The organism is Streptomyces sp. NRRL F-5650, from assembly GCF_000721365.1.
In the GTDB taxonomy this organism is placed as follows: domain Bacteria; phylum Actinomycetota; class Actinomycetes; order Streptomycetales; family Streptomycetaceae; genus Streptomyces; species Streptomyces ardesiacus.
Window position 1 is genome coordinate 1 of record NZ_JOGV01000007.1, and the last position, 23,581, is coordinate 23,581.

The following is a 23,581-nucleotide window of genomic DNA, read 5'->3' on the forward strand; positions in this document are numbered from 1 at the left end:
GAACATCGCGAACACGACGGTGCCGAACACCACGTAGTGGAAGTGCGCCACCACGAAGTACGAGTCCGAGACGTGGAAGTCCAGCGGCGGCGAGGCCAGCAGCACTCCGGTCAGCCCGCCGAAGAGGAAGGTGACCAGGAAGCCGGTCGCCCACAGCATGGGCGTCTCGAAACTGAGCGACCCTTTGAGCATCGTCCCGGCCCAGTTGAAGAACTTCACCCCGGTCGGCACCGCGATCAGGAAGGACATGAACGAGAAGAAGGGCAGCAGCACGCCTCCGGTCACGAACATGTGGTGGGCCCACACCGTCACCGACAGACCGGCGATCGCGATGGTCGCTCCCACCAGGCCCATGTAGCCGAAGATCGGCTTCCGGGCGAAGACCGGGATGATCTCGGTGATGATGCCGAAGAACGGCAGCGCGATGATGTACACCTCGGGATGCCCGAAGAACCAGAACAGGTGCTGCCACAGCAACGCCCCGCCGTTGGGCGCGTCGAAGACGTGGGCACCGAACTTGCGGTCGGCCTCCAGGGCGAACAGGGACGCGGCCAGCACCGGGAAGGCGAACAGCACCAGCACACTGGTCAGCAGCACGTTCCAGGTGAAGATCGGCATCCGGAACATGGTCATGCCCGGCGCGCGCATGCACACGACCGTGGTGATGAAGTTGACCGAGCCGAGAATGGTGCCGAAGCCGGAGAGGGCCAGACCCATGATCCACAGATCGGGGCCGATCCCGGGCGAGTGCTCCGCGTTGGACAGCGGGGAGTACGCGAACCAGCCGAAGTCGGCCGCACCGCCCGGGGTCAGGAACCCGCCCACCGCGATGAGCGAGCCGAACAGGTACAGCCAGTAGGCGAGCATGTTCAGCCGGGGGAAGGCCACGTCCGGTGCGCCGATCTGCAGCGGCATGATCCAGTTCGTGAATCCGGAGAACAGCGGCGTCGCGAACATCAGCAGCATGATCGTGCCGTGCATCGTGAACGCCTGGTTGAACTGTTCGTTGGAGACGATCTGCAGACCCGGGCGGGCCAGCTCGGCGCGCATGATCAGCGCCATCACGCCGCCGATCAGGAAGAACGCGAACGACGTCACCAGGTACAGCGTGCCGATCGTCTTGTGGTCCGTGGTCGTCAGCCACTTGATCACTGCATTGCCGGGCGCCTTGCGCAGCAGGGGCAGCTCGTCCGCGTAATGGTCGCCTGCTGCGGGGCTGTGCGCCCCTTCGACGGTGGTCACGGCGCCAATGCCTCCAGGTGCTCTGCGTCAGATACGCGGGGCATTCTTCTCGCGCGGGGCGCGCCATACCGCTGGTGGCAAATGACACGCGGTCCGACGCGGCCCCTTTGCACTCGAACGGGTCAGGGACGACCCCGGGCCGTACCCCGCCGTGGGCGGCGCGCGGTCCTCGCAGGGCCGCGGCCCCTGCGGCCGGCGTCGCTCCCGGTGGTCCGCGCCGCGCCGATCTGCCATTGGCATCGATAACAATCTCTGCCATAGTTCCGGCTAACGATCTAGGAGAGGTATGAGGGCATCGATAACACGCCGGAAGTTCACGCCAGGCCGCGAGCACGCGGACACCGCCGGCGGAGCCGTCGCATGACCACCCCCTCTCCGGCGGCCGTCCTGACCCACGCCGACGGCACCCTGCTGCGCAACGGGCGCCCGCACCGCCTCCTGGCGGGCTCGCTGCACTACTTCCGGGTCCACCCCGGCCACTGGGCCGACCGGCTCCGGCGGCTGGCGGCCCTCGGCCTGAACACGGTCGACACCTATGTCCCGTGGAACTTCCACGAGCAGACCGAGGGCGACGTACGCTTCGACGGCCCGCGCGACCTGACCGGGTTCGTCCGGCTGGCCCAGGAGGAGGGACTGGACGTCGTGGTGCGGCCGGGCCCCTACATCTGCGCCGAGTGGGACAACGGCGGCCTGCCCGCCTGGCTGACCGGGACGCCCGGCATGCGGCTGCGCACGTCCCACGGCCCGTTCCTGGCCGCGGTCGACCGCTGGTTCGACCGGCTGATCCCGCGGATCGCGGACCTCCAGGCCGGCCGGGGCGGACCGGTCGTCGCCGTGCAGATCGAGAACGAGTACGGCAGCTACGGCGACGACCACGCCTACGTCCGCCACGTGCGCGACGCCCTCCTCGCCCGGGGCGTCACCGAACTGCTCTACACCGCCGACGGGCCGACCGCGCTCATGCAGGACGGCGGCGCCCTGCCCGGCGAACTGGCGGCGGCGACCCTCGGCTCACGCCCCGCCCGGGCCGCGGAACTGCTGCGGTCCCGGCGCCCCGGGGAACCCTTCTTCTGCGCGGAGTTCTGGAACGGCTGGTTCGACCACTGGGGCGAGAAGCACCACGTCCGGCCGGCGGCCGGCGCGGCGGAGACCGTCGGCGAGATCCTGGACGAGGGCGGCTCGGTGAGCCTCTACATGGCGCACGGCGGCACCAACTTCGGCCTGTGGGCGGGCGCCAACCACGACGGCGACCGCATCCAGCCGACCGTCACCAGCTACGACTCGGACGCCCCCGTCGCGGAGAACGGGGCGCTGACACCCAAGTTCTTCGCCCTGCGGGAGAAGCTGACCGCGCTCGACGGCTCCGGGCCCCCGCGCCCGCTGCCCGCCGACCCGCCGCTGCTGACGCCCCGCGAACTGCCGGTGACCCCGCGCGCGGGCCTGCTGGACGCCCTGCGCGCGGCCGGCGAGCCGGTCACCGCGCCGCTCCCGCTGAGCTTCGAGGAACTCTCCCTGGCCTCCGGCCTGGTGCTCTACGAGGCCGAACCGCTGCTGCCGCCGGGCACCCACGAACTGACCGTCACCGGTCTGCACGACCGTGCGCAGGTCTTCCTCGACGACGAGCCCGTCGCCGTACTGGACCGCGAGAACGCCTCCTTCCGCGTGCCCGGCACCGGTGCCCGCGTCCGGCTGGCGCTGCTGGTGGAGAACCAGGGCCGGATCAACTACGGACCGCTGCTCGGCCAGGGCAAGGGCATCCTCGGCGGCGTACGGGTGGAGCGGCGGCTGGTGCACGGCTGGACGATGCGCGCGCTGCCGCTCGACCGGTGGACGCCGCAGGACGTCGCCCGTGCCGCGGCGGCTGCACCGGAGGACGGCCGGACGGGCTTCGCCACCGCGGTCCTGTCCGTGACCGAGCCCGCCGACGCCTGGGTCGCCCTGCCCGGATTCGGCAAGGGCTTCCTCTGGGCCAACGACACCCTGCTGGGGCGCTACTGGGAGATCGGCCCGCAGACCACGCTCTACCTGCCCGGCCCGCTCCTGCGCCCCGGTGACAACACGCTGACCGTGCTGGAACTCGAACGCTTCGGCGACCGCGTGGCCCTGCGCGACCGTCCCGAACTCGGACCGCCGGAGGAGTACGTCGAGACCTTCGACTGACCCGCACCGGCCGTCAGGACTCCGGCCCTGACCGCGATGTGCCGTAGTCGAACGCGTACCCGGCGAAGTCGGCGACACGGACGTACCCGATACGCCGGTAGAGCGCGTTGCTGGTGGGGTTGTCCGGGTCCGTGAACAGAACGACGTCCGAGGCCCCCGCGGCTTGCGCGGCCCTGCTCGCCTCGGACGTCACGGCGCCCGCGTAGCCGCGGCCGCGCCGGTGGGCCGGGGTGTAGACGGGGTCCACCCGGACCATGCCCCCGACGACCGCGGTCGAGGCCGCCATCGAGACGGGAATGCCCTCCGCGTTTTCCCAGAAGATGAAACGCCGGTCGCCGAAGCGTGACGCGTCCCAGGCTCCGGCATCGATCAGGTCGATGGAGGACTGCTCCCCGACGTCGACACAGAACTCCCGGCACCAGCGCACGACTCGCGCCCGGTCCCCGCCGTCCGCGAGACGTCCCCGGCCCGCCGGACGCGGCCGGGGCGGCGTGAGCGTGCCGAGACGGTGGAGATGCGTCCGCCAGAAGAGAGCCGGGGCCGCACCCGTGCACCGCTGCCACGACTCGGCGAAAGCAACAGCGGTGTCGTGGTCCGCGATCACGTGGGCGGGACGGTGGCCGAGGCCGCCGAGGCGAGCGGCGAGGGCCGCGGACTGCTCGGCGGAGAGGGGAGTGACACCCAGGCGCCCTCGGGGAGTGAGATAGCAGACGGAGCCGACCTCGCCCGCTGCTTCGAGCCGGCCGAAAACGGCTGTGCCGCCCTCGTGACCGGCCGAGCCGCGGACCCGCAGTTTCTCGATGTCCGTCAGCGGCGTGTTGTGGAGGGCGGGGCGTGAGCGCAGGAAGCCGCCGGCCCGGAGAAGGAAGTCGTCGATGTCCTGGGTGAAATGCCAGCCGTCCGAGAGCATGCTTCATGGTCCCGGACGGCTTCCGGGTTCTCCAGTACCAGGGTCGCAGCGCGGGCCCGGGTAGGCTCTCGGGGTGACGCAGCACCGCATGTCCGAGGAACGGCGGCCCGCGAACGAGGGGCCCAAGGCCGCCGCCCGCAACCGGGCCGCCCTGGTCGCCGCCGCGCGGGAGATCTACTCGGAGCACGGCCTGGACGCCCCGCTGTCGGCGATCGCCCGCCGGGCCGGGGTGGGCCAGGGCGTTCTGTACCGGCACTTCCCCGACCGGGAGGCCGTGGCGAACGCGGTGCTGGAGGAGAACGTCCGCCAGGTCGAGCAGGCCGCGGCGGTGCCGGGCACGGACCTGGCGCGCGTGCTGGGGGTCCTGACCTGGCACCTGACGGAGTCGGCGGCCTTCATCGGCATCCTGCACGCCGACGGTGCGGGCAGCCGCTCCGTCGTTCCCGCGTACGCGCAGGCCCTGTCGGAGCGGGTCGGGCGTGCCCTGCGCGCACACCTGCCGGACGGTCACCCGCTGGCCGCGGCGGACGACGACCTCATGATCGCCGTCGCCATGGTCTCCGGCGCCGTCACCGGCCCCACCCGCGAGCAGCGGGAGCGGCGTGGCCGGGCGGCGTGGCGGCTCCTCGGCGTCGAGGTGGGACCCGTGCTGCCCTTCGCCGGGTGAGCGAAGTGCGCCCGGATCAGCCGCCGTTGGACTGCCGGGTGCCCTTGCCCGGTGCGTCGAAGGCGAACAGGTAACCCCCGGCGGGGCCGCTTACCGTCATGTAGGCCCTGGTGCCGCCCGGCGTGATGGCCACGTTGGTCGCCGATTCGAGTCCCGCGGCGTCGCGGGCCGGGACCTCCACGGTCGCCAGGCGTTCGCCGTACTTGTCGTAGACCGCCATTGCGGGACGGCCGTGCAGGCCCTGGTACAGATTGCCGTCCGCGTCCACCGCGACGGAGTCGGTCCGGGCCATCCCGCCGTCGACCCGGATGGCGGTGTGCCGTGAAGCCACCGCCCCCTCGCCGTCCAGCAGCAGGTAGGAGACGCGGTTCTGCGTCAACTCGCTGAACCACAGCCCCCGGTAGTCCGCGTCGAAGGAGATGCCGTTCGGTGCGGCGAGGCCGTCCGCCAGGACGGCGGTCTCCTTGCCCGAGCGCTCGATCCGCACGACGCGTCCCCTCGCCTCGCCCTCGGACATGCCGCGCGAGTCGCTGACGTACAGATTGCCGTCCCGGTCGAAGGCGAGGTCGTCCGGGCTCATCCGCGCCCCGTCGACCTCGCCGGAGAAGAAGGTGCGCGGGTCACTGCCGTCCGGGGCCAGGCTCACGATGTCCCCGTGGGCGAAGTCGGTCAGGTAGATCCGCCCGTCGTGCGGGCTGAACTGCGCCGAGGTGTAGGCGCCGCGCGCATCCGTGTGGACGGGCTCCGACGTCTTCTTCCGGACATTCACCCGCAGCACCTTCGGCTCGCCGGCCGGGGCGGTGACGTCGACGACGAGCAGCCTGCCGTCCCCGTCGAACACCGAACCCTCCAGCAGCGTCATCCCCGTCTGCTCGTGCACCTCCGTCACGCGCATGACCTGCTGTGCGCGGATGGTCCGGGCGCCCTTGGCGGTGCCCGGGTCCCGTGGTGCGCCGGCCGTCTGCGCACCGCACCCCGCAAGGGCCAGCACGCCGAGCGTGACGACGCAGGCGAGGGGCCGGATCGGGACTCGTCGCATGTGCATCACTCTTCCTGTCCGAAAGTATGCGGAAGCAGCCTGAGGCCAACCGGACAGCCTTGTCCGGTCCTTGTTACCGTACTGCATGGCTGCTCAAGTCCCTTTCGACAAGCACCGGTTCGCGGGCGAGCGGCTTCCTGGCGGCGAAGCGGAAGGAACAGGGTCCCCCCCACATGGCACATGCACAGGAGTCGGCTTCCGAGGCCCTCGCCGAACTAAGGGAGCGGTACCGGCGCGAGCGGGAGCGACGCGTACGTCCCGACGGCACCCGCCAGTACCTCGGCGCGGACGCCGGGTTCGGCTACTACGCCGCCGACCCGTACGCGCAGGAGACGGCCGGCCGCGAGCCGGTGCGCGACCGCGTCGACGTGGCGATCGTCGGCGGCGGCTTCGGCGGGATCCTCGCGGGCGCGCGACTGCGTCAGCAGGGGATCGCGCGTGTGCGCGTCATCGAGAAGGGCGGTGACTTCGGGGGCACCTGGTACTGGAACCGCTACCCCGGCATCCACTGCGACATCGAGGCGCACGTGTACCTGCCGATGCTCGACGAGACCGGCTACGTCCCGGAGTGGAAGTACGCACCCGGCGAGGAGATCCGCCGGCACGCGGTGCGCGTCGCCGAGAAGTTCGACCTCTGCGCCGACGCCCTGTTCTCCACCACGGTCACCTCGCTGACCTGGGACGACACGGACGGGGCGTGGATCGTCGGGACCGACCGGCACGACGAGTTCCGGGCGACCTACGTCATCACGGCCACCGGCACCCTGTCGGAGCTGAAGCTGCCCGGCATCCCCGGCATCGAGACCTTCCGGGGCCACACCTTCCACACCTCGCGCTGGGACTACGCCTACACCGGCGGCACCCCGGACGGGGGCCTGACCGGCCTCGCGGACAAGCGCGTGGGCGTGGTGGGCACCGGCGCCACCGGTGTGCAGGTCGTCCCGAAACTGGCCGAGGACGCCGGGCACCTCTACGTCTTCCAGCGGACCCCGTCCTCCGTGGACGTGCGCGACAACCGCCGCACCACCGCCCGGGACGTCGGCGCCGACCGGCCCGGCTGGGCGGGCGCGCGGCGCGAGAACTTCCTGCGCATCGTCTCTGGCGAGGCTGTCGAGGAGGATCTCGTGGCCGACGGCTGGACCGCGTCGGCCGGTCTCCTGGAGAAGCTGCTGCCGAGCTTCCGCCGGACCGGCGACCGGGCCGCCTTCGAAGCGGCGTACGAGATCGCGGACGCCGCCAAGATGAACGAGATCCGCGCCCGGGTCGACGAGGTGGTCACCGACCCGGGCACGGCGGACCGGCTCAAGCCCTGGTACCGGTACGCGTGCAAGCGCCCGACCTTCTCCGACCTGTACCTCCAGGCGTTCAACCGGGACAGCGTCACCCTCGTGGACACCGCCGACACCCACGGCATCGAGCGGATGACCGAGCGCGGGGTCGTGGTCGGGGGTACCGAGTACGCCCTCGACTGCCTCGTCTTCGCCACCGGGTTCTCGGTCGGCGTCTCCGGCGTCCACTCGGGACGGCTGCCCGTACGGGGCCGCGGCGGCGTCCTGCTGCGCGACGCGTGGTCGGCGCACGGCCCGCGCACCCTCCACGGGTTCACCAGCAACGGCTTCCCGAACCTCATCCAGTTGGGCGGGACACAGAGCGCCAGCAGCGTCAACTACACGCACGTACTGGACGAGCACGCGGTGCACGGCGCGGCACTCGTCGCGGCCGCCGAGGCGAGGGACGCGCTCGTGGAACCGTCCCGGGAAGCGGAGGACGCCTGGATCGCGGCCCTGGCCGAACACGCCCCCGACCACGAGTGGTTCCACGCGGAATGCACCCCGGGCTACTACAACGCCGAGGGGCGCGGCAGGCCGAACGGCCCCACCGCCTACCCGCACGGCGCCGTCGCCTTCCACGAACTCCTCGCGCGGTGGCGCGAGGAGTCCATGGACGAGATCCTCAGGCCCAGGACACCTGCGCGCGGATAGCTTCCCGCCCGGGCCGCCCGGGCCGCCCGGCCGGCCGGAGCGCCGCCCGCGTGCGACGGCGTGTGGGTCGACGACCAGGACCTGGCCGGACCGGACGTCGGAGCCCTGCTCCGGCCGACCCGCACGGAGCCGGGCCTGCGCGCCGTCAGGCCGCAAACCCGCGACGGCCGGCCGTACGTCGTCGTGGGGCAGTCCGGCGCGCTCATGCAGACCCGCCTCGGAACCGGCGGCTGCACCAACGGCATGGACCCGGAACTCACCGACTGGCAGACGGCCTACCACGGCGAGAACCACCCGAGGACGCGGCGCGTCAAGGCCGCCTGCGATCCGGACGACCTCTTCACCTCCCCCGAGCGGACACCTGCGGGCGGGCCGGCCGATGAACCGGCCTTCCGACCGCTGCCGCCTGCCACCCCGGGGACGGATCGGCGGACCCGGTCAGGCGTAGTGCCGGTACACGGCGCGGGCGACGCAGGCCGGTTTGTCGCCGCCCTCGGTCTCCACGGTGAAGGTCAGCGTCATCTGCACACCGTTGCCCTTGACCTCCTCGACCGAGTCGACCACGCCGTGCAGGCGGATCCTCGCGCCGACCGGCACCGGGCTCGGGAAACGCACCTTTTCCAGGCCGTAGTTGACGCTCATGGAGATGCCGGAGATCTCCAGCAGGTCGCCGAACAACGGGATGATCAGGGACAGCGTGAGGTAGCCGTGGGCGATGGGGCCGCCGAAGGGACCGCTGCGGGCCTTCTCCGGGTCGGTGTGGATCCACTGGTGGTCGTCGGTGGCGTCGGCGAAGGTGTTCACGCGCTCCTGCGTGATCTCCAGCCAGTCCGTGCGGCCGAGGTCGCGGCCGGCGAGGGAGACGAGCTCTTCGATGCCCTGGGCGGTGGTGGTCACGGGGTGCTGCCTTTCTGCGGAGTGGAGGGGGCGGGGCCGGCGGCGGAGGCGACCGGGTGGGCCTCGCGCACCGCCGATTTGACGATCTTGCCGGAGGCCGTGCGGGGCAGGTCCGCGGCGAAGGCGACGGTCTTGGGGATCTTGTACTTGGCCAGGCGGCCCCGCAGGTGCGCGAGGATCTCCGGCCCGTCGGCGCGGCCGCCGGCCTCCAGGACGACGACGGCGTGGCCGACCTCGCCCCAGACGTCGTCCGGCACTCCGACGACCGCGCACTCGCGGACCGCCGGGTGACTCAGCAGGGCGTCCTCCACCTCGGCCGGGTACACGTTCTCCCCTCCGGAGACGAACATGTCCTTGATCCGGTCGACGATGTAGGCGTAGCCCTCCTCGTCGGTGCGGGCGACGTCGCCCGTGCGTAGCCACCCGTCGTCGGTGAACGCCGCCGCGGTGTCCTCGGGGCGGCCCCAGTACCCGGACATCACGTTGGGCCCCTGGACCAGGACCTCCCCGCGCTGCCCGGGGCGGGCGGTGCTGCCGTCGGCGAGGGCCACCCGGGCGTCGGTGAAGAAGTGCGGCACGCCCGCAGAACCCGCCTTGGCCGAGACCTCCTCCCGGTCCAGGAAGAGCACGCCGGGGGACGCCTCGGTCATGCCGTACCCCTGACTGAAGGCCAGGCCGCGTGCGAGGTACCGCTCGATGGTGCGTGCCGGGACCGGTGCGCCGCCGCAGTTCAGCGAGCGCAGGCCGGACAGGTCGGCCGTCTCCCAGCGGGGGTGGGCGGCCATCGCGTCGTACATCGTGGGCACGCCGAACATGTACGTCACGCGCCTGCGCTCGACGACCTCCAGCACGGTCCCCGGGTCGAAGGACTCCATCAGGACGACCCGGCCGCCCTTGAGCAGGGTCGGCAGGCAGGTCATGTTGAGCCCGGCGGTGTGGAACAGCGGGGCCACGACCAGTGTGACCTCGTCGCCGGTCAGGTCGGTGTCGACGAGGACGTTGACGCTGTTCCAGGTGATGTTGGCGTGCGAGAGCACCGCGCCCTTGGGACGGCCCGTCGTCCCGGAGGTGTACATGATGAGACAGGGGTCGTCCGGCGCAACGGGCTCGTCCAGCGGACCGGTGCCGGCGACCGAGAGCAGATCCTCGTATCCGAGGGCCTCGCCGTCCGGCGTGCCGAGGGTGACACGGTGGCGGACCCCGGCGTCGGCGGCCGCCGCGGCGGCGGTCTCCGCCTGTCCGGCGCCGTGCACCAGCACGGTGCTGCCGGAGTCCTTGAGGTGGTGGGCCAGCTCCGGTGCCGCCAGGCGGGTGTTGAGCGGCACGAAGACGGCGCCGAGTGCCCCGGCGGCGAACAGCGTCTCCAGGAAGGCCGGGTGGTTCGGACCCAGGTGGGCGACCCGGTCGCCGCGCTCGACGCCGAGGCCGCGCAGTGCGTGCCCCAGGCGCAGGACCCGTTCGTGCAGTTCGCGGTAGGAGGTCTCGGTGTCCCCGTGGACCAGTGCCGTGCGTCCGGGTGTCTTGCGCGCCCGGCGGGCCGGCCAGGAGCCGATGCCTTGGTTCAACACGGCGGCCCCCTCAGTCCTTTGCCAGGCCGAGGAGGCGGGCGGCGTTGTCCTTCAGGATCCTGGGGCGGACCTCGGGCCTGATGTCGAGCCTGTCGAAGTCGGCGAGCCAGCGGTCCGGGGTGATGACCGGGTAGTCGGAGCCGAAGAGCACCTTGTCCTTGAGCAGGGTGTTGGCGTACCGCACCAACTGCGGCGGGAAGTACTTCGGCGACCAGCCCGAGAGATCGATGTACACGTACGGCTTGTGGGTGGCGACGGCCAGGGCCTCGTCCTGCCAGGGGAAGGAGGGGTGCGCCAGGATGATGCGCAGCTCCGGGAAGTCCACGGCCACGTCGTCGACGAGCATCGGGTCGGAGTACTTCAGCCGGATGCCGCCGCCCCCGGGCAGCCCCGCGCCGATGCCGGTCTGCCCGGTGTGGAACAGCGCGGGGACGCCCAGTTCCTCGATGGCTTCGTAAAGCGGGTAGGCCATCCGGTCGTTGGGCGAGAACGCCTGGATGCTGGGGTGGAACTTGAAGCCGCGCACCCCGTGTTCCTCGACCAGACGGCGGGCCTCCCGAACGCCCGCACGGCCCTTGTGCGGGTCGACACTCGCGAACGGGACGAGCACGTCGGCGTGGGCGGCGCAGTTCTCGGCGACCTCCTCGTTGGCGATGCGCGGATGGCCGGTGGCGTGCTCGGCGTCCACGGTGAACACCACGGCGGCCATGCGCCGTTCCCGGTAGTGGGCCGCCATCTCGTCGATGGTCGGCTGCCGGTGGCCGTGCGCCTTGAAGTACTCCTCGGAGGCCCCGAAGAGTTCCGGGCTGAGCGCGCCGTGACCGCTGCGCGAGACCTCCGCGTGGGTGTGGACGTCAATGGCGGTCAGGGCGTCGACGTCGATGACGGGGGCGCCCATGTCAGGCCCCCGGTGCCTTGGGGGCCGGGATGCCGAACGTCTCGGGCTCGGCCCCGACGCCGGTGTGCCACTGCTCGGCGATCGCGTCGGCGCTCCAGCCGCCGCCGGCGAAGGCAACCGCTGCCTCCTTGGGGTGGGCCCACAGGGCCAGCCGGTCGCCGCCGATGCCGATGGCCTGCCCGGTGACGTCCTTGGCGGCGTCCGAGGCGAGGAAGGTGACCAGGCCCGCCACGTCCTCTACGGTGCCCAGTCCCTCGTCCCTGCGCAGCCAGTCGGGCAGCGGCGTGCCGGTGCGCTCCGCCTCCTCGATGGCGGGAGCGAAGGCCGGGACGGTCTTGGTCATCTCGGTGGCGGCGACGGGGACGACCGCGTTGACGGTGATGCCCGCCCGGCCCAGCTCCATCGCCCAGGTCCGGGCCATCGCCACGATGCCCGCCTTGGCGGCGGCGTAGTTGGTCTGGCCGAAGTTGCCGCGCTGGCCGGCGGGGGAGGAGATCAGAATCAGCCGGCCGCCCCCGCCCTGCTCGCGCATCCGCACCGCCGCGGCCCGGGCGCAGGTGAAGGTGCCGCGCAGGTGCACCTTGACCACGGAGTCGAAGTCGTCGTCCGTCATCTTCCACAGCACCCGGTCGCGCAGGATGCCGGCGTTGGTGACGAGGACGTCCAGCCGGCCGAACTCGCGGACCGCCGCCCCGGTGAGCTGCTCGGCGGCCTCGCTGTCACCCACTGCGGCCACGACTCCGAAGGCCCGGCCACCGGCCGCGGTGATGGCGCCGACCGCCTCGTCGACCGCGCCGGGATCGATGTCGTTGACCACCACGGCGGCGCCCGCGGCGGCCAGGGCCCGGGCGTAGGCGAGCCCCAGTCCGCGCCCGCTTCCGGTGACGACGGCGACCTTGCCCTGCAGATCCATGACTGTGCCTCTTCCTGATGGCGGTGAGGTTCCTGAGGGGAGGGCGAGGCAGACCGGGCCGTCACCCACTGATCGACAGGAATCCTGTCGATCGCTCTTCAGTCTTCTCTTTCAACAGGAATCCTGTCAATGGCTTAGGGTGGTCCACCGTGGGACGAGGACCGGCAGCCGGTGGAGGCACGGAATGACACGAGCGCCCGAGCGGCCCGCCGGGGGCGCCGACGCGGCGACCGGCACGGGGCCGTCGCTGCTCTACCTGCTCAAGCGGACCGAACTGGTGGTCCGCGCCCGCCTGGAGGAGCTGCTCAAGCCGGCGGGCGTCACCGCCCTGCAGTACACGGCGCTGACCGTGCTGGAGCGGCACGACGGCATCTCCGCCGCGCAGTTGGCCCGCGACTCGTTCGTCACCGCGCAGTCGATGGCGGACATGGTGCGCGCCCTGGAGAGCCGGGGGCTGGTGCGGCGCGAGCCGAACCCGGTCAACCGGCGGGAGAAGGTGATCCTGCTGGCCGACGCCGGACGGCGGCTGCTCGCCGACCACGCGGAACCGGCCCGTCGCCTGGAGGAGCGCATGGTGGCGGACCTCTCTCCCGCCGATGTCGAGCGCTTCCGGGACGCCCTGAAGAGCGCGCACCGAGCGCTGTCCTGACCCGTGCCGGAGGGGGCGGTGGGAGGGGTGGGGGGCGGAGTGGTCCGGACGGGGCGGTGCGGCCGCAGCGGTGCGGCCACCGGCGTCACGACTTCGAGCGCGTCACCTCGTCCAGCCGCCGCGCCGCGGCCGCCTGCTCGAACGGCGTGTCCCCGTGTGCCCTGCGGTCGCCCAGCGAGGAGTACAGGTCGGCTATGGCCGCGCAATCGTGATGGGAGGCGAGCTCGGCGAGTTCGGGTGAGACCGTGCCGAGGATCTGCCGGAACCGCAGCTCGGCCAGCGGGCCCAGGCGGTCGTAAATCTCCAGGAACACCTGCTGGGCGCGCGGCCGGTCCCAGCCGGCGGGCAGCAGTTCGCACGGCAGGTCGGGGTCGCTCTCGGGGAAACGCCGCCAGGCCACCCGCAGTTCGGTGCGGGTGCGCAGCGCCTCGGCGGGGCTGATCAGCCCCGCGGCGAGGCTCTCCAGCACCGGTTCGTAGCGTTCGGCGAAGGCGCGGTACTCCTTGCCGAGCGCCGTCAGGTCGAACGCCGAGACCGGGTCGCCCTGCGGCGTGCCGCCGGGCACCTCGGCGCACCGCAGCACGGTCGCGGTCTCGATGCCGAGTTCCCGCAGCAGCGCCCGCGCCTCGGCGCCGAGGTCGTGCGGCGACACCCACACGCCGTCGTACAGGGCCGCGAACCGCAGCAGGCGCAGCCGGGAGCGGAGTGCGGTGCGCAGGCCGCGGGCCTGTTCGGGAACGGAGAACGCGACGACCGTCCACTGTCCGTCCCACTCGGGCGCGGTCGTGCCGAAGGTCAGCATCCGGTGCGTGCGTTCGACGATCACCTCGGAGGTGCGCGCCGGAATCCCGTACGCCGTCGTGCGTCCGCTGCGCGAGGTGTCCAGGAGTCCGCGGGCCGCCAGCCGGCGCATCGCCGCCCGCGCGCCGTCGGACGTCACGTCGAAGTCGGCGAGCAGTCTCACCAGGGCGGTGGCGGGGATGTGTTCGTCGCGCCAGTACCAGAAGTCGCCCAGCAAGGAGGTCAGCAGCAACTGGGGCTCCGCCCCGTTCTGAGCCCGGGGCAGCTCGGCCTTCGGCGGGTCCTCGCCCATGGCACCTCGGTTCCTTCGGTGGCCTTCGCGTCGCGTCGAAGTATGGCACGAGTCTTGTCATGGGCGACACCTCATGCGACGCTCGGCATCGATACCGACAATGACGCGGATCCTCTCCCATGCAAGGGAACACCTCCATGCGTAACTTTCGAGGCCACCGTCGGTGGCGCACATGTTGCACTCTCGCGACCGCACTCGTTTCCGCCGTGGCCCTCGCGGGCTGCGCCGCGGGCGAGGAGGACGGCGTCTCCAAGCCGTCCGTCTCCGAGGTGACCGCACTCCACGACGCCCTGCCGCAGTCGGTCAAGGACGCAGGCGTCCTGCGGTTCGCCGGTGACTCGCACCCGCCCTTCCGCTCGGTCGCCTCCGACGGCTCCGTCACGGGCATCGACCACGACCTGCAGCAAGCACTGGGGCAGGTGCTCGGAGTACGCACCGAGATCAAGATCGTGAACAATCTCCCCGCGGCGCTCCAGGGCATGCTCAGCGGGCGCTACCACGGCTTCAACGGGCCCGTGGAGGCCACCGCCGAACGCGAGCGCCAGTTCGACACCATCACCTGGATGACCAGCCGCACGTCCTACGTCGTGCCCAGGACCGGCAAGGCCCGCGTCTCCTCCGCCGCCGACCTGTGCGGCAAGCAGGTCGCCGTGGTGAAGTCGAGCGTCGTCGAGGGCCAGTTGGCCAAGCTGTCCGCCTACTGCACCGGGCAGGGCAAGCCGGCCACCCGGTCGATCGCGCTCGACGACACCAACGCCACCCTGCTGGCCGCGCAGTCCGGCCGCGCCGACGCCGCCGGCATGACCCAGGCCGCCGCCCTCGACGTCACCAAGTCCCAGCCGGACAAGTACGGCTACGTCACCCAGACCGAGGAACAGGGCGCCACCACCGACAACCTCGCCCTCCTCGTGCCCAAGGAGAGCAAGCTCGGCCCGGTGCTCCAGAAGGCCTTCCAGAAGCTCGTCGACACCGGTGAGTACCGGCGCGTCATGGAGCACTGGGGGCTGAAGGACGTGATGGTCGACGCACCCGTGCTCAACATCGCCGGCGAAGAGGGCTGAACCGTGGCCGGACCCATCCCACTGACGAAGAGCAAGAGCTCCACCGATCCGAAGACGTCCCTGACCGACGACGTGGCCCACTCCAGGCGTCGCGTACGGCCCTGGCGGGTCGTGGGCGGCGCGCTGCTCGCGCTCGTCGTCGTGCTCCTCGTCCACTTCCTGGTGACCAACCCGCGCCTGGAGTGGGACGTCGTCGCCGAGTACCTCTTCGAGCCCTCCGTGCTCTCCGGACTCGGCACCACGGTGTGGCTCGCCGTCGCGGCCACCGTCGCCGGCGCCGTCGTCGGCGCGGTCCTGGCCGCGGCCCAGATGTCCTCCTTCCCTCCGGTCCGCTGGGCGGCCACGCTCTACATCGGCGTGTTCCGCGGCATCCCGCCGCTGGTGCAGCTCATCTTCTGGTTCAACCTCGCCTACCTCCTGCCGCGCATCTCCGTCGGCATCCCCTTCGGCCCGGAGTTCGCCTCCTGGGACGCCAACGAGGTGATCACCCCCGTGACGGCGGCCGTCATCGGCCTGTCGCTCGTCGAGTCCGCGTACATGGCGGAGATCATCCGCGGCGGCCTGCTGGGTGTGGAGCAGGGGCAGCGCGACGCGGCCCGCGCCATGGGCCTCACCCCCGGACAGACCTTCTTCCGGGTGGTGCTGCCGCAGGCGATGCGCGTGATCATCCCGCCCGGCGGCAGCCAGTTCATCAGCGTCCTCAAGGGGACCGCGCTGGTCTCGGTGATCGCCATGTCCGACCTGCTGCACTCGGTCCAGGTGGTCTACAACCGCACCTACGAGATCGTCCCCATGCTCATCGTGGCCTGCCTCTGGTACCTCGCCGTGGTCACGCTGTTCACCGTCGGACAGCGCCGGCTGGAACGGCACTTCTCCCGGGGCCACACCACCGGCGGCCTCGCCCGCCGCCCGAAGAAGACCTCACAGGGAGCGCTCGCATGACCACTGGACCCGCCCTGCGCGTGCGGGGCATACGCAAGAAGTTCGGCGACCACACCGCCCTCGACGGAGTCGACCTGGACGTGGCCGACGGAGAGGTCGTCACGATCGTCGGACCCTCCGGCTCCGGCAAGTCGACCCTGATCCGGTGCGTGCACCAACTGGAGACCATCGACTCCGGCGCGATCCACCTCGACGGCGAACTGCTCGGCCACGAACGGCACCGCGGCGTCCTGCGTCCGCTCGGCGCCCGCAAGGTCGCCGCCCAGCGCGGCCGGATGAGCATGGTCTTCCAGCAGTTCCACCTCATCCCGCACTTCACCGTGCTCCGCAACATCACCGAGGCCCCGGTGCGCGTCCACGGCAGATCCCGCCGGGAGGCCGAGGCCGAGGCCCGCGAACTGCTCGAACGGGTCGGCCTCGCCGACCGCGCCGGCCACTACCCGCGCCAGCTCTCCGGCGGCCAGCAGCAGCGGGTCGCGATCGCCCGGGCCGTCGCCGCCCGGCCCCGCGTCATACTCTTCGACGAACCCACCAGCGCCCTCGACCCCGAACTCGTCGAGGAAGTACTCGGCGTCATGCGGCAGTTGGCCGCCGACGGCATGACGATGGTCGTGGTGACCCACGAGATCGCCTTCGCCCGCGAGGTCGCCGACCGCTGCGTCTTCATGGAGGCCGGGCGCATCGTCGAGAGCGGAACGCCCGACCAGATGCTCACCAACCCCCGTACCGCACGCCTGCGTTCCTTCCTCTCCCGGCACCGCGGCAGCGACGCCGCCCCTCAGGAGGCCGTCTCGTGATCACCGTCGCCTCGGTCGGGGACCTCATCCTCGACGAACCCGGCCCCGCCTCGTTCCTGGCCCCCTCGGCCCCGCTGCTGCGCGCCGCGGACGTCACCGTCGGACACGTAGAGGTCCCGCACTCGACCACCACCGTCCAGCAGAGCACCGACGTGCCGGCCCCGCCGGCCGACCCCGCCGCCCTCACGGCGCTCGCCGAGGCCGGCTTCGACATCGTCACGCTCGCCGGCAACCACATCTACGACGCGGGCGACACCGGCGTCACCGACACCGTCGCCCACGCCCGCCGGGCGGGCCTCGCCACGGCCGGCGCGGGGCCGGACCTTGACGCGGCCCGCACCCCCGCCGTGGTCGAGCGCGCCGGGCTGCGGATCGGCGTCCTGTCCTACAACTGCGTGGGCCCGCGCGAGTCCTGGGCCACCTCGCGCAAGGCCGGCTGCGCCTACGTCCACGTCCTCACCCACTACGAACTCGACCACGCCAGTCCCGGCGGCCCGCCGAAGACCTACACCTTCGCCGACCCGGACAGCCTGGCCCGCCTCCAGGCCGACGTGGCGGCCCTGCGCGAGCGCGCCGACGTCGTCCTCGTCGGCCTGCACAAGGGCGTCGGGCACACCCCCGCCGTCGTCGCCATGTACGAGTCACCGGTGGCCCGGGCCGCCGTCGACGCCGGAGCCGACGCCGTCTTCGGCCACCACGCCCACATCATGCGCGGCATCGAGACCTACCGGGGCCGCCCGATCTTCCACGGCCTCGGCAACTTCGTCACCGTCACCCGTGCGCTGGCCCCGGACGCGAGCAGCCGCTCCAGCGCCGAGCTGACCGAGTGGGCCCGGCGCCGCAAGGAGCTGTACGGCTTCGCCCCGGACCCCGGCATGCCCGCCTACCCCTTCCATCCGGAGAGCCGCAACACCGCGATCGCCGTGTGCCGCTTCGACGGCGAAGGACTGGTCGAGGCGGGCTTCGAACCCTGCCGGATCGACGACCGGGGACGCCCGGTGCCCTGCGGCGGCAGCGAGGAAGGCCGGCGCGTCACCGACTACATCGAGCACATCACCCGCGCCGCCGGCCTCAACGGCCGGTTCGTCCGCGAGGACGGCCGCGTACGGATCGACCTGAACACCGAGAGGGCATCATGAGCGACCAGCCACTGGCCGGACGGACCGTCATCGACCTGACCACCGCGCTGGCCGGCCCCTACGCGACCCTGCTCCTCGCCGGGCTCGGCGCCACCGTCATCAAGGTCGAGAACCCGGCCACCGGAGGCGACTCCTCGCGCAACAACGCCCCCTACGTCGGCGGCGACGGCCTGTCCGTGTCCCGGCGGAGCCCCGACGACATGTCGGTCTCGATGCTCGCCCGCGGCCGCAACAAGCTCAGTGTCACCCTCAACCTCAAGGACGAACGCTCCCGGCGGGTCTTCGCCGACCTCGTGCGCGACGCCGACGTCCTCGTGGAGAACTACAGCCCCGGCGTCACCGGCCGCCTCGGCATCGACTACGCCACCGTCCACGACCTCAACCCGCGGCTCGTCTACACGTCCATCACCGGCTTCGGCAGCCAGGGCGGCCCCGGTTCGGGCAAGGCGATGGACTCCATCATCCAGGCACTGTCCGGCGTCATGCTCACCGCGGGCGAACCGGACGAGGGGCCGGTCCGCTTCGGCCTGCCCGTCGGCGACATGCTCGCCCCGCTGTTCGCGGTCATCGGCACCCTGTCGGCGCTCATGCAGGCCGACCAGTGCGGCGAGGGCCAGCACGTCGACGTCTCCATGCTCGGGGCGCTCACCTCCCTGGTGGCGTGCGAGCCCTTCGACGCCTTCGCCGCCGTCGGCATGCCGCAGCGCACCGGCGCGATGGTGCCCCGCCTCGCCCCCTTCGGCATCCTGCCGACCACCGACGGACACATCGCCCTGTCCGCGCCCACCGACGCCTTCGCCCACGGCGTGCTGCGCGCCGTCGGCCGTCCCGACCTCATCGAGGACCCCCGCTTCCACAGCCGCGACCAGCGGGTCCGCCACGCCGACGAGATCCACGCCGTGATCCGGGAGTGGAGCAGCGCCCGCCCCACGGCAGAGGCGCTGGCCGCGTTCACCGAGCACGGCGTGCCGGCGGCCGAGGTGCGCGACCCGAGGGACGCCGTACGGGACCCGCTCGTGCGGCAGCGCGAGGAGGTCGTCCCCGTCACCCATCCGACGCACGGCCCCGTCGAGGGCCTGGCCACCACCGGTGTCCCCATCAGGTTCTCCGCCGCCCGCGCCGGCTTCGACCGGCCCGCCCCGGGGCTCGGCGAGCACAACGACGCGGTGTACCGCGAGAAGCTCGGCTACAGCCCCGAGGACATCGCCGAGCTGGCCGCCGAGTCGGTGATCTGACCCCGCCGCCCCCGCGTCGCCGCTCCACCGCAAACCCAGTACCACTTGGAGGAACCCCATGTCCGCTGCCCTCGCGCGGCTCACCTCCCACGGCACCGAACGCCGCGCGGCCGCCGACGAGTTCAGAGCCCGTCACCACGGCGGGGTGATCGGCTACGTCGGCGCCGACGTGCCCGTCGAGTACCTCACCGCCGCCGGTCTGCTGCCCCTGCGCCTGTACGGCAGCCCCGGCACCCCCAGCACGGACGGCGACCGCTTCCTCGGCACCGGCCTCGACCCCGCGGCCCGCTCCGTCCTCACCCGCCTGATCGCGGGCGACTTCGGCCCCCTGGACGGCATCGTCGTCTCCCGGGACTGCGAGGCGTCCCTGCGGCTGTTCTACGCACTGCGCGAACTGCGCCGCGTGGACCCGGCCCTGGCCCTGCCGCCGGTGCACCTGGTCGACGTACTGCACCTGCCGCACCGCACCACGACCCGCTATGTCCGTGCCAAACTCCGCCAGTTGCGCGCCACCGTCGAGACCTGGGCGGGCCGCTCCATCGACGACGACGCCCTCGCCGACGCCATCGGAGCCCACGACCGGCTCCGCACGCTGCTGACCGAGGTCGCCGCCCTGCGCCGGTCGCACCCGGCCCGCCTCACCGGCAGCCAGGCGCTCACCGTCGTGGCCGCGACCACCGCACTGCCCGTCGACCGCGCCACCGCGCTCCTCGCAGACCTGCTCGCCGAGGCGGACCACCTGCCCGGGCACGAGGGAGTCAGAGTGTTCCTCACCGGAAGCCCGCACGACACGGGCCACGTCTACACCGCCCTGGAGGACAGCGGCCTGCTCGTCGTCGGCGAGGACCACGACTGGGGCGACCTGCTCTCCCTGCGCCGGACCGGAGCCCCCACCGAGGCCGCGCTCGCCGAGCGCTACCAGTACAACGGGCCCACCGCGCCCCGCGCCTCGATCCGCGCCCGCGCCCAGCACACCCGGCGTGCGGCGCGGGAATGCGGCGCGCACGCACTCGTCGCCTACGCCCGGGTGCGCGACGAGGCCCCGGGCTGGGACTACCCGGCCCAGCGGGAGGCGACCGGCCTGCCCTCGGTGCTGCTGAGGCGGCAGCCGTACGGCGCGCTCGGCGAGGAGGCGGCCGAGGAGCTGGAGGGACTGGCGGGACTGGCGGGACTGGCGCGGACGGTGCGGCCGACGGGGCCGCGGGCCCACGCGGAGGCGGCCCGGTGAACGCCGCCCGACTGGCCTCCGCGGCGGCGGCGACCGCCCACCAGCGGCAGTGGTTCGCCGGCCTCGGGAAGGAGGTGGCCGACGGCGGGCACCTCGCACTGGTCAACGCCGACGCCCCGCAGGAGATCTTCCGCACCATGGGCATCCCGTACGTCGTCAACCAGTGGTGGTCCTCGATCGTCACGGCCAAGCGACGCGCCCAGGACTACCTCGGGCTCCTGCGCGAGCGCGGCTACCCCGACGACAGCGAGCAGTACAGCTCCATCCCGCTCGCCTCGGCCTTCGACCCCGACCCGGCCAACGCCCCCTGGGGCGGGCTGCCGCGCCCCTCCATCGTCCTGGCGGAGACCACGGGCGACGCCTCCCGGAAGATCTTCGACCTCTGGGACGCCCAGCCAGGCGTCTCGTTCTACCCGTTGGAGAGCGCCGCCGAGAACGACGTCCCCACCCGCTGGTGGGAACTGATGCCGCGCGAGTGGGAACGGGCCGTCGGCAGCGACCGCCTGGACCTCATGACCGGTGAACTCGAAGGGCTCATCAGGTTCCTGGAGCAGACCACCGGACGCGTCTTCTCCGAGACCCGCTTCGCCGAGGTCATGCACCTCGTCAACGAGCAGCAGGAGTGGAACCGCCGCACCCGCGACCTCATCGCCCGCGCCCGTCCGTGCCCGCTGCCGGTCAACGACAGCATCCCCAGCGTGATGATCCCCCAGTGGCACCGCGGCACCACCTGGGCGCGCGACGCCGCCCGCGCCTTCCACGACGAGGTCGCCGAGCGCGTGTCCACGGGAGTGTCCGTCTGCCCGGGGGAACGGGCCAGGCTCATGTGGATCGGCCGCGGGCTCTGGTTCGACCTCGACTTCTACCGGCGCTTCGAGGAGAGCCACCAAGCGGTGTTCGTCTGGTCCATGTACCTCGCGATCGCCGCCGACGGCTACCTGCGCCACGGCGGCGACCCGCTGCGCGCCCTCGCCGCCCGCTTCGCCGCCTTCTCCGACCAGCTCTACACCCCGCCCTGGTCGGCCGAGTGGTACGTGAAGGAGGCCCGCCACCACGGTGTGGACGGCGTGGTGCACCTGGTCTCCGACGACGCCCGGGGCAGCTACTTCACCACGCGCGCGCTCGAGGCCGCCGGCATACCGGTGCTCGAACTGCACGCCGACAACGTGGACGCCCGCAGCGCCGACGGCGACGCCCTGACCCGGACCGTCGGCGACTGGCTCGACCGGCACGTCCTCGCCGGCGGCTGACCGTCGGCGCGTGTCCCCGCACGCTTGGCTACGCTGCGGGGATGCGTGTGGAGACGGGTGACCTGACGGGACGGGCGCGGCTGCGGAAGGCGGCGCTGGAGCTGTTCGCCGAGCGGGGGTTCGAGGCGACCTCGACGCGGGCGGTGGCCGCGGCGGCGGGCGTGTCCCCGGCTCTGGTGACCCGCCACTTCGGGTCGAAGGACGGGCTGCGCGCGGCGGTCGACCAGGACGTCCTGGAGCGCATCGGCCGTGAACTGGCCGAGGTGGACGCGGACGCGGACCTCATGGAGTCGCTCGGGGCGGTCTCCGCCCGCCTGTTCGGAGCGGACCCGGTGCTGCGGGGCTATCTGCGCCAGGTCCTCCTGGAGGACGGCGAGGCCGGCGCCGCGCTGTTCGGCAAGCTGCTCAGGGGAGCGCGCACGGAGCTGGAGCGGCTGTCCGCCGTGCACGGCGGTGCCCGGCAGGGCGGCGGAGCCGACGGCCCCTGGGCGCCGTTCCAGATGCTTTGCCTCATCCTCGGTCCGCTGCTGCTGGAGCGGGTGATGCAGCCCAACCTGAAGGAACCGATGTTCGCCCCGGAGGTCCTGGAACAGCGCAGTGCGGCCAATCAGCGGCTGCTGACCCGGGGCTTCTACGGACACCTGGAGGAACGGTCCGGGGGTTAGCCCCAGTGTCAGGTGTACATGTGTTGAGGAAACTCAACACATGTACACATCGACTCCGCGACTCCGTCGCCTCGAATGGCTGGACAACCTGCGCATCGCCCTGACCGTCCTGGTCGTGGTCCACCACGCCGCCCAGCCCTACGGCCCCGCCGACTGGTGGTACGTCGAAGGCCAGCCGCGTGCCGGTGCCCTCGCCACGCTCTCCGCCGTCGACGGCTCCTTCTTCATGAGCCTGTTCTTCTTCGTCTCCGCCGTCCTCGTACCCGGCTCGCGCGAGCGCCGCGGCACCCGGCGCTTCCTGCGCGGCCGGTTCGTACGGCTCGGCATTCCGGTCGTGGTCGGCGCCCTGACGATCGTGCCGGGACTGATGTACGCCTACTTCACGCACTACCGCGGCTACCCGCCGATGCCGTTCCCGCGCTACTTCACCGACGTGTACCTCGGTCTGGGGGACGAACCGGCCGGCTGGAGCGGGCCGTCCTGGCCGGACCTCCAGTTCGGGCACCTGTGGTTCGTGCAGAACCTGCTCGCCTACACCGTGGTGTACGTGGTCCTCCGCCGGCTCGCCCGCCCGCTGCGGGCCCGGCACGGCCTCGGGCGTGCGGTCGCGCCGCCCGGTCACCGTGCCCTGCTGGTGCTGACCGTCCTGCTGGCCGGCGCGACGTTCCTCGTCCGGCTGCGGTACCCCCTCGACACGTGGGTGCCCGTCCTGGACTTCCTCCAGGTCGAGCCCGCGCGGGTGCCGCAGTACGCCGCCTTCTTCGCGCTGGGCGTCGTCGCCGGCCGGCAGAACTGGCTGGAGCGCTTCGACGCCCGCGTCGGGCTGGTCTGGCTGGCCGTGGGAGCGGTGGGCGTGGCGCTGCTGTTCCTGGCCGGCGCCGACTCGCGCTGGTTCGGGCCGGGCGGGGCGGACGGCCCGTCCGCGGTGTGGGCGGTCTGCGAGAGCGTCCTGTGCGTGTCCCTGTGCGTCGGACTGCTCACGCTCTTCCGGGAGTTCGTGCACGGCGGCGCCCGGTGGTCGAGGGAACTGGCGGCGAGTTCCTACGGCGTCTACATCATCCATGTGCCGCTGGTCGTCGTCGTGCAGTACGCCCTGGTCGGCCGCGGCCTGTCCGCGGCCGGCTCGTGGTGCGCCGCCGTCGCCCTCGCGCTGCCGTCCGCCTTCCTCCTCGCGGCCGGGCTGCGCCGGCTGCCGGGCGTGCGCCGGGTGCTGTAGGGGGGGAAGGGCGTGGGGGAGGGGTCCGGC

At 72.3% G+C, this 23,581-nt stretch carries 21 protein-coding genes and 1 pseudogene; 14 read left to right on the plus strand and 8 right to left on the minus strand.

Annotated features, from left to right (window positions below; genetic code table 11):
- Nucleotides 1-1,242, minus strand: a 1,242-nt coding sequence (locus IG88_RS0108910) for a cbb3-type cytochrome c oxidase subunit I (protein ID WP_031037137.1), incomplete at its 3' end; no start/stop codon positions are given.
- A 360-nt stretch (nt 1,243-1,602) separates the two neighbouring features.
- On the opposite strand from IG88_RS0108910, the gene IG88_RS0108915 reads away from it, so the two are divergent.
- Nucleotides 1,603-3,402, plus strand: coding sequence for a glycoside hydrolase family 35 protein (locus IG88_RS0108915; protein WP_031037140.1), 1,800 nt, complete (start codon nt 1,603-1,605; stop codon nt 3,400-3,402).
- Nucleotides 3,403-3,415: 13 nt separating this feature from the next.
- On the opposite strand, the gene IG88_RS0108920 is transcribed toward IG88_RS0108915, so the two are convergent.
- On the minus strand, nt 3,416-4,312 hold the full coding sequence (locus IG88_RS0108920; protein ID WP_031037142.1) for a GNAT family N-acetyltransferase: 897 nt from the start codon (nt 4,310-4,312) through the stop codon (nt 3,416-3,418).
- Between the two features lie 73 nt (nt 4,313-4,385).
- Between IG88_RS0108920 and IG88_RS0108925 the strand changes: the two genes are divergently transcribed.
- Entirely contained in the window at nt 4,386-4,979 is a 594-nt protein-coding gene (locus IG88_RS0108925; RefSeq protein WP_031037145.1) for a TetR/AcrR family transcriptional regulator, read from the plus strand.
- Nucleotides 4,980-4,995: 16 nt separating this feature from the next.
- On the opposite strand, the gene IG88_RS0108930 is transcribed toward IG88_RS0108925, so the two are convergent.
- Complete coding sequence (locus tag IG88_RS0108930) at nt 4,996-6,018, minus strand: SMP-30/gluconolactonase/LRE family protein (protein WP_031037148.1); 1,023 nt, start codon at nt 6,016-6,018, stop codon at nt 4,996-4,998.
- Nucleotides 6,019-6,191: 173 nt separating this feature from the next.
- On the opposite strand from IG88_RS0108930, the gene IG88_RS0108935 reads away from it, so the two are divergent.
- Nucleotides 6,192-8,000 (plus strand): flavin-containing monooxygenase, encoded by a 1,809-nt coding sequence (locus IG88_RS0108935; RefSeq protein ID WP_031037151.1) that lies wholly within the window; start codon nt 6,192-6,194, stop codon nt 7,998-8,000.
- 243 nt (nt 8,001-8,243) lie between these two features.
- A pseudogene (locus IG88_RS45265) lies at nt 8,244-8,336 on the plus strand (BBE domain-containing protein); the annotation flags it as partial.
- A gap of 102 nt (nt 8,337-8,438) precedes the next feature.
- Here IG88_RS45265 and IG88_RS0108940 read toward each other — a convergent pair.
- Genes IG88_RS0108940 through IG88_RS0108955 form a run of 4 tightly spaced genes read right to left on the minus strand, consistent with a single transcriptional unit; the run spans nt 8,439 to nt 12,276 of the window.
- Nucleotides 8,439-8,897: a MaoC family dehydratase gene (locus IG88_RS0108940; protein ID WP_031037153.1), complete on the minus strand. Its 459-nt coding sequence runs from the start codon at nt 8,895-8,897 to the stop codon at nt 8,439-8,441.
- Nucleotides 8,894-10,465 carry an acyl-CoA synthetase gene (locus IG88_RS0108945; RefSeq protein ID WP_051851842.1) on the minus strand — a complete coding sequence of 524 codons (1,572 nt, stop codon included), beginning with the start codon at nt 10,463-10,465 and terminating at the stop codon, nt 8,894-8,896. Before IG88_RS0108945 ends, IG88_RS0108940 begins: the two co-directional genes overlap by 4 nt.
- A 10-nt stretch (nt 10,466-10,475) precedes the next feature.
- Nucleotides 10,476-11,348 (minus strand): amidohydrolase family protein, encoded by an 873-nt coding sequence (locus IG88_RS0108950; protein ID WP_031037156.1) that lies wholly within the window; start codon nt 11,346-11,348, stop codon nt 10,476-10,478.
- Nucleotides 11,349-11,364: 16 nt separating this feature from the next.
- Nucleotides 11,365-12,276, minus strand: a complete 912-nt coding sequence (locus IG88_RS0108955) for an SDR family oxidoreductase (protein WP_031037158.1) — start codon at nt 12,274-12,276, stop codon at nt 11,365-11,367.
- Between the two features lie 184 nt (nt 12,277-12,460).
- Between IG88_RS0108955 and IG88_RS0108960 the strand changes: the two genes are divergently transcribed.
- Complete coding sequence (locus tag IG88_RS0108960) at nt 12,461-12,925, plus strand: MarR family winged helix-turn-helix transcriptional regulator (RefSeq protein ID WP_051851843.1); 465 nt, start codon at nt 12,461-12,463, stop codon at nt 12,923-12,925.
- A gap of 85 nt (nt 12,926-13,010) precedes the next feature.
- Here the strand turns inward: IG88_RS0108960 and IG88_RS0108965 are convergent, their stop codons facing one another.
- Nucleotides 13,011-14,018: a PaaX family transcriptional regulator C-terminal domain-containing protein gene (locus IG88_RS0108965; RefSeq protein ID WP_031037164.1), complete on the minus strand. Its 1,008-nt coding sequence runs from the start codon at nt 14,016-14,018 to the stop codon at nt 13,011-13,013.
- Between the two features lie 206 nt (nt 14,019-14,224).
- On the opposite strand from IG88_RS0108965, the gene IG88_RS0108970 reads away from it, so the two are divergent.
- The 9 genes from IG88_RS0108970 to IG88_RS0109010 are packed head-to-tail and all read left to right on the plus strand — an operon-like array spanning nt 14,225 to nt 23,551.
- A complete protein-coding gene (locus IG88_RS0108970; protein ID WP_199807430.1) occupies nt 14,225-15,079 on the plus strand; it encodes a transporter substrate-binding domain-containing protein in 855 nt (284 codons plus the stop codon).
- A gap of 3 nt (nt 15,080-15,082) precedes the next feature.
- Nucleotides 15,083-16,021: an amino acid ABC transporter permease gene (locus IG88_RS0108975; RefSeq protein WP_199807431.1), complete on the plus strand. Its 939-nt coding sequence runs from the start codon at nt 15,083-15,085 to the stop codon at nt 16,019-16,021.
- The gene (locus IG88_RS0108980) at nt 16,018-16,818 is read left to right on the plus strand and encodes an amino acid ABC transporter ATP-binding protein (protein WP_031037173.1); all 801 of its coding nucleotides are present in this window, start codon (nt 16,018-16,020) and stop codon (nt 16,816-16,818) included. Before IG88_RS0108975 ends, IG88_RS0108980 begins: the two co-directional genes overlap by 4 nt.
- Nucleotides 16,815-17,957: a CapA family protein gene (locus IG88_RS0108985; RefSeq protein WP_037835622.1), complete on the plus strand. Its 1,143-nt coding sequence runs from the start codon at nt 16,815-16,817 to the stop codon at nt 17,955-17,957. The genes IG88_RS0108980 and IG88_RS0108985 overlap by 4 nt, the downstream gene beginning before the upstream one ends.
- Entirely contained in the window at nt 17,954-19,192 is a 1,239-nt protein-coding gene (locus tag IG88_RS0108990) for a CaiB/BaiF CoA transferase family protein (RefSeq protein WP_031037176.1), read from the plus strand. Before IG88_RS0108985 ends, IG88_RS0108990 begins: the two co-directional genes overlap by 4 nt.
- Nucleotides 19,193-19,250: 58 nt before the next feature.
- Entirely contained in the window at nt 19,251-20,420 is a 1,170-nt protein-coding gene (locus IG88_RS44190) for a 2-hydroxyacyl-CoA dehydratase family protein (protein ID WP_051851844.1), read from the plus strand.
- The gene (locus IG88_RS0109000; protein WP_031037180.1) at nt 20,417-21,670 is read left to right on the plus strand and encodes a 2-hydroxyacyl-CoA dehydratase family protein; all 1,254 of its coding nucleotides are present in this window, start codon (nt 20,417-20,419) and stop codon (nt 21,668-21,670) included. Before IG88_RS44190 ends, IG88_RS0109000 begins: the two co-directional genes overlap by 4 nt.
- A gap of 41 nt (nt 21,671-21,711) precedes the next feature.
- Entirely contained in the window at nt 21,712-22,335 is a 624-nt protein-coding gene (locus IG88_RS0109005; RefSeq protein WP_037835624.1) for a TetR/AcrR family transcriptional regulator, read from the plus strand.
- A 40-nt stretch (nt 22,336-22,375) separates the two neighbouring features.
- Nucleotides 22,376-23,551, plus strand: a complete 1,176-nt coding sequence (locus IG88_RS0109010) for an acyltransferase family protein (RefSeq protein ID WP_031037183.1) — start codon at nt 22,376-22,378, stop codon at nt 23,549-23,551.
- Nucleotides 23,552-23,581 lie beyond the last annotated feature (30 nt).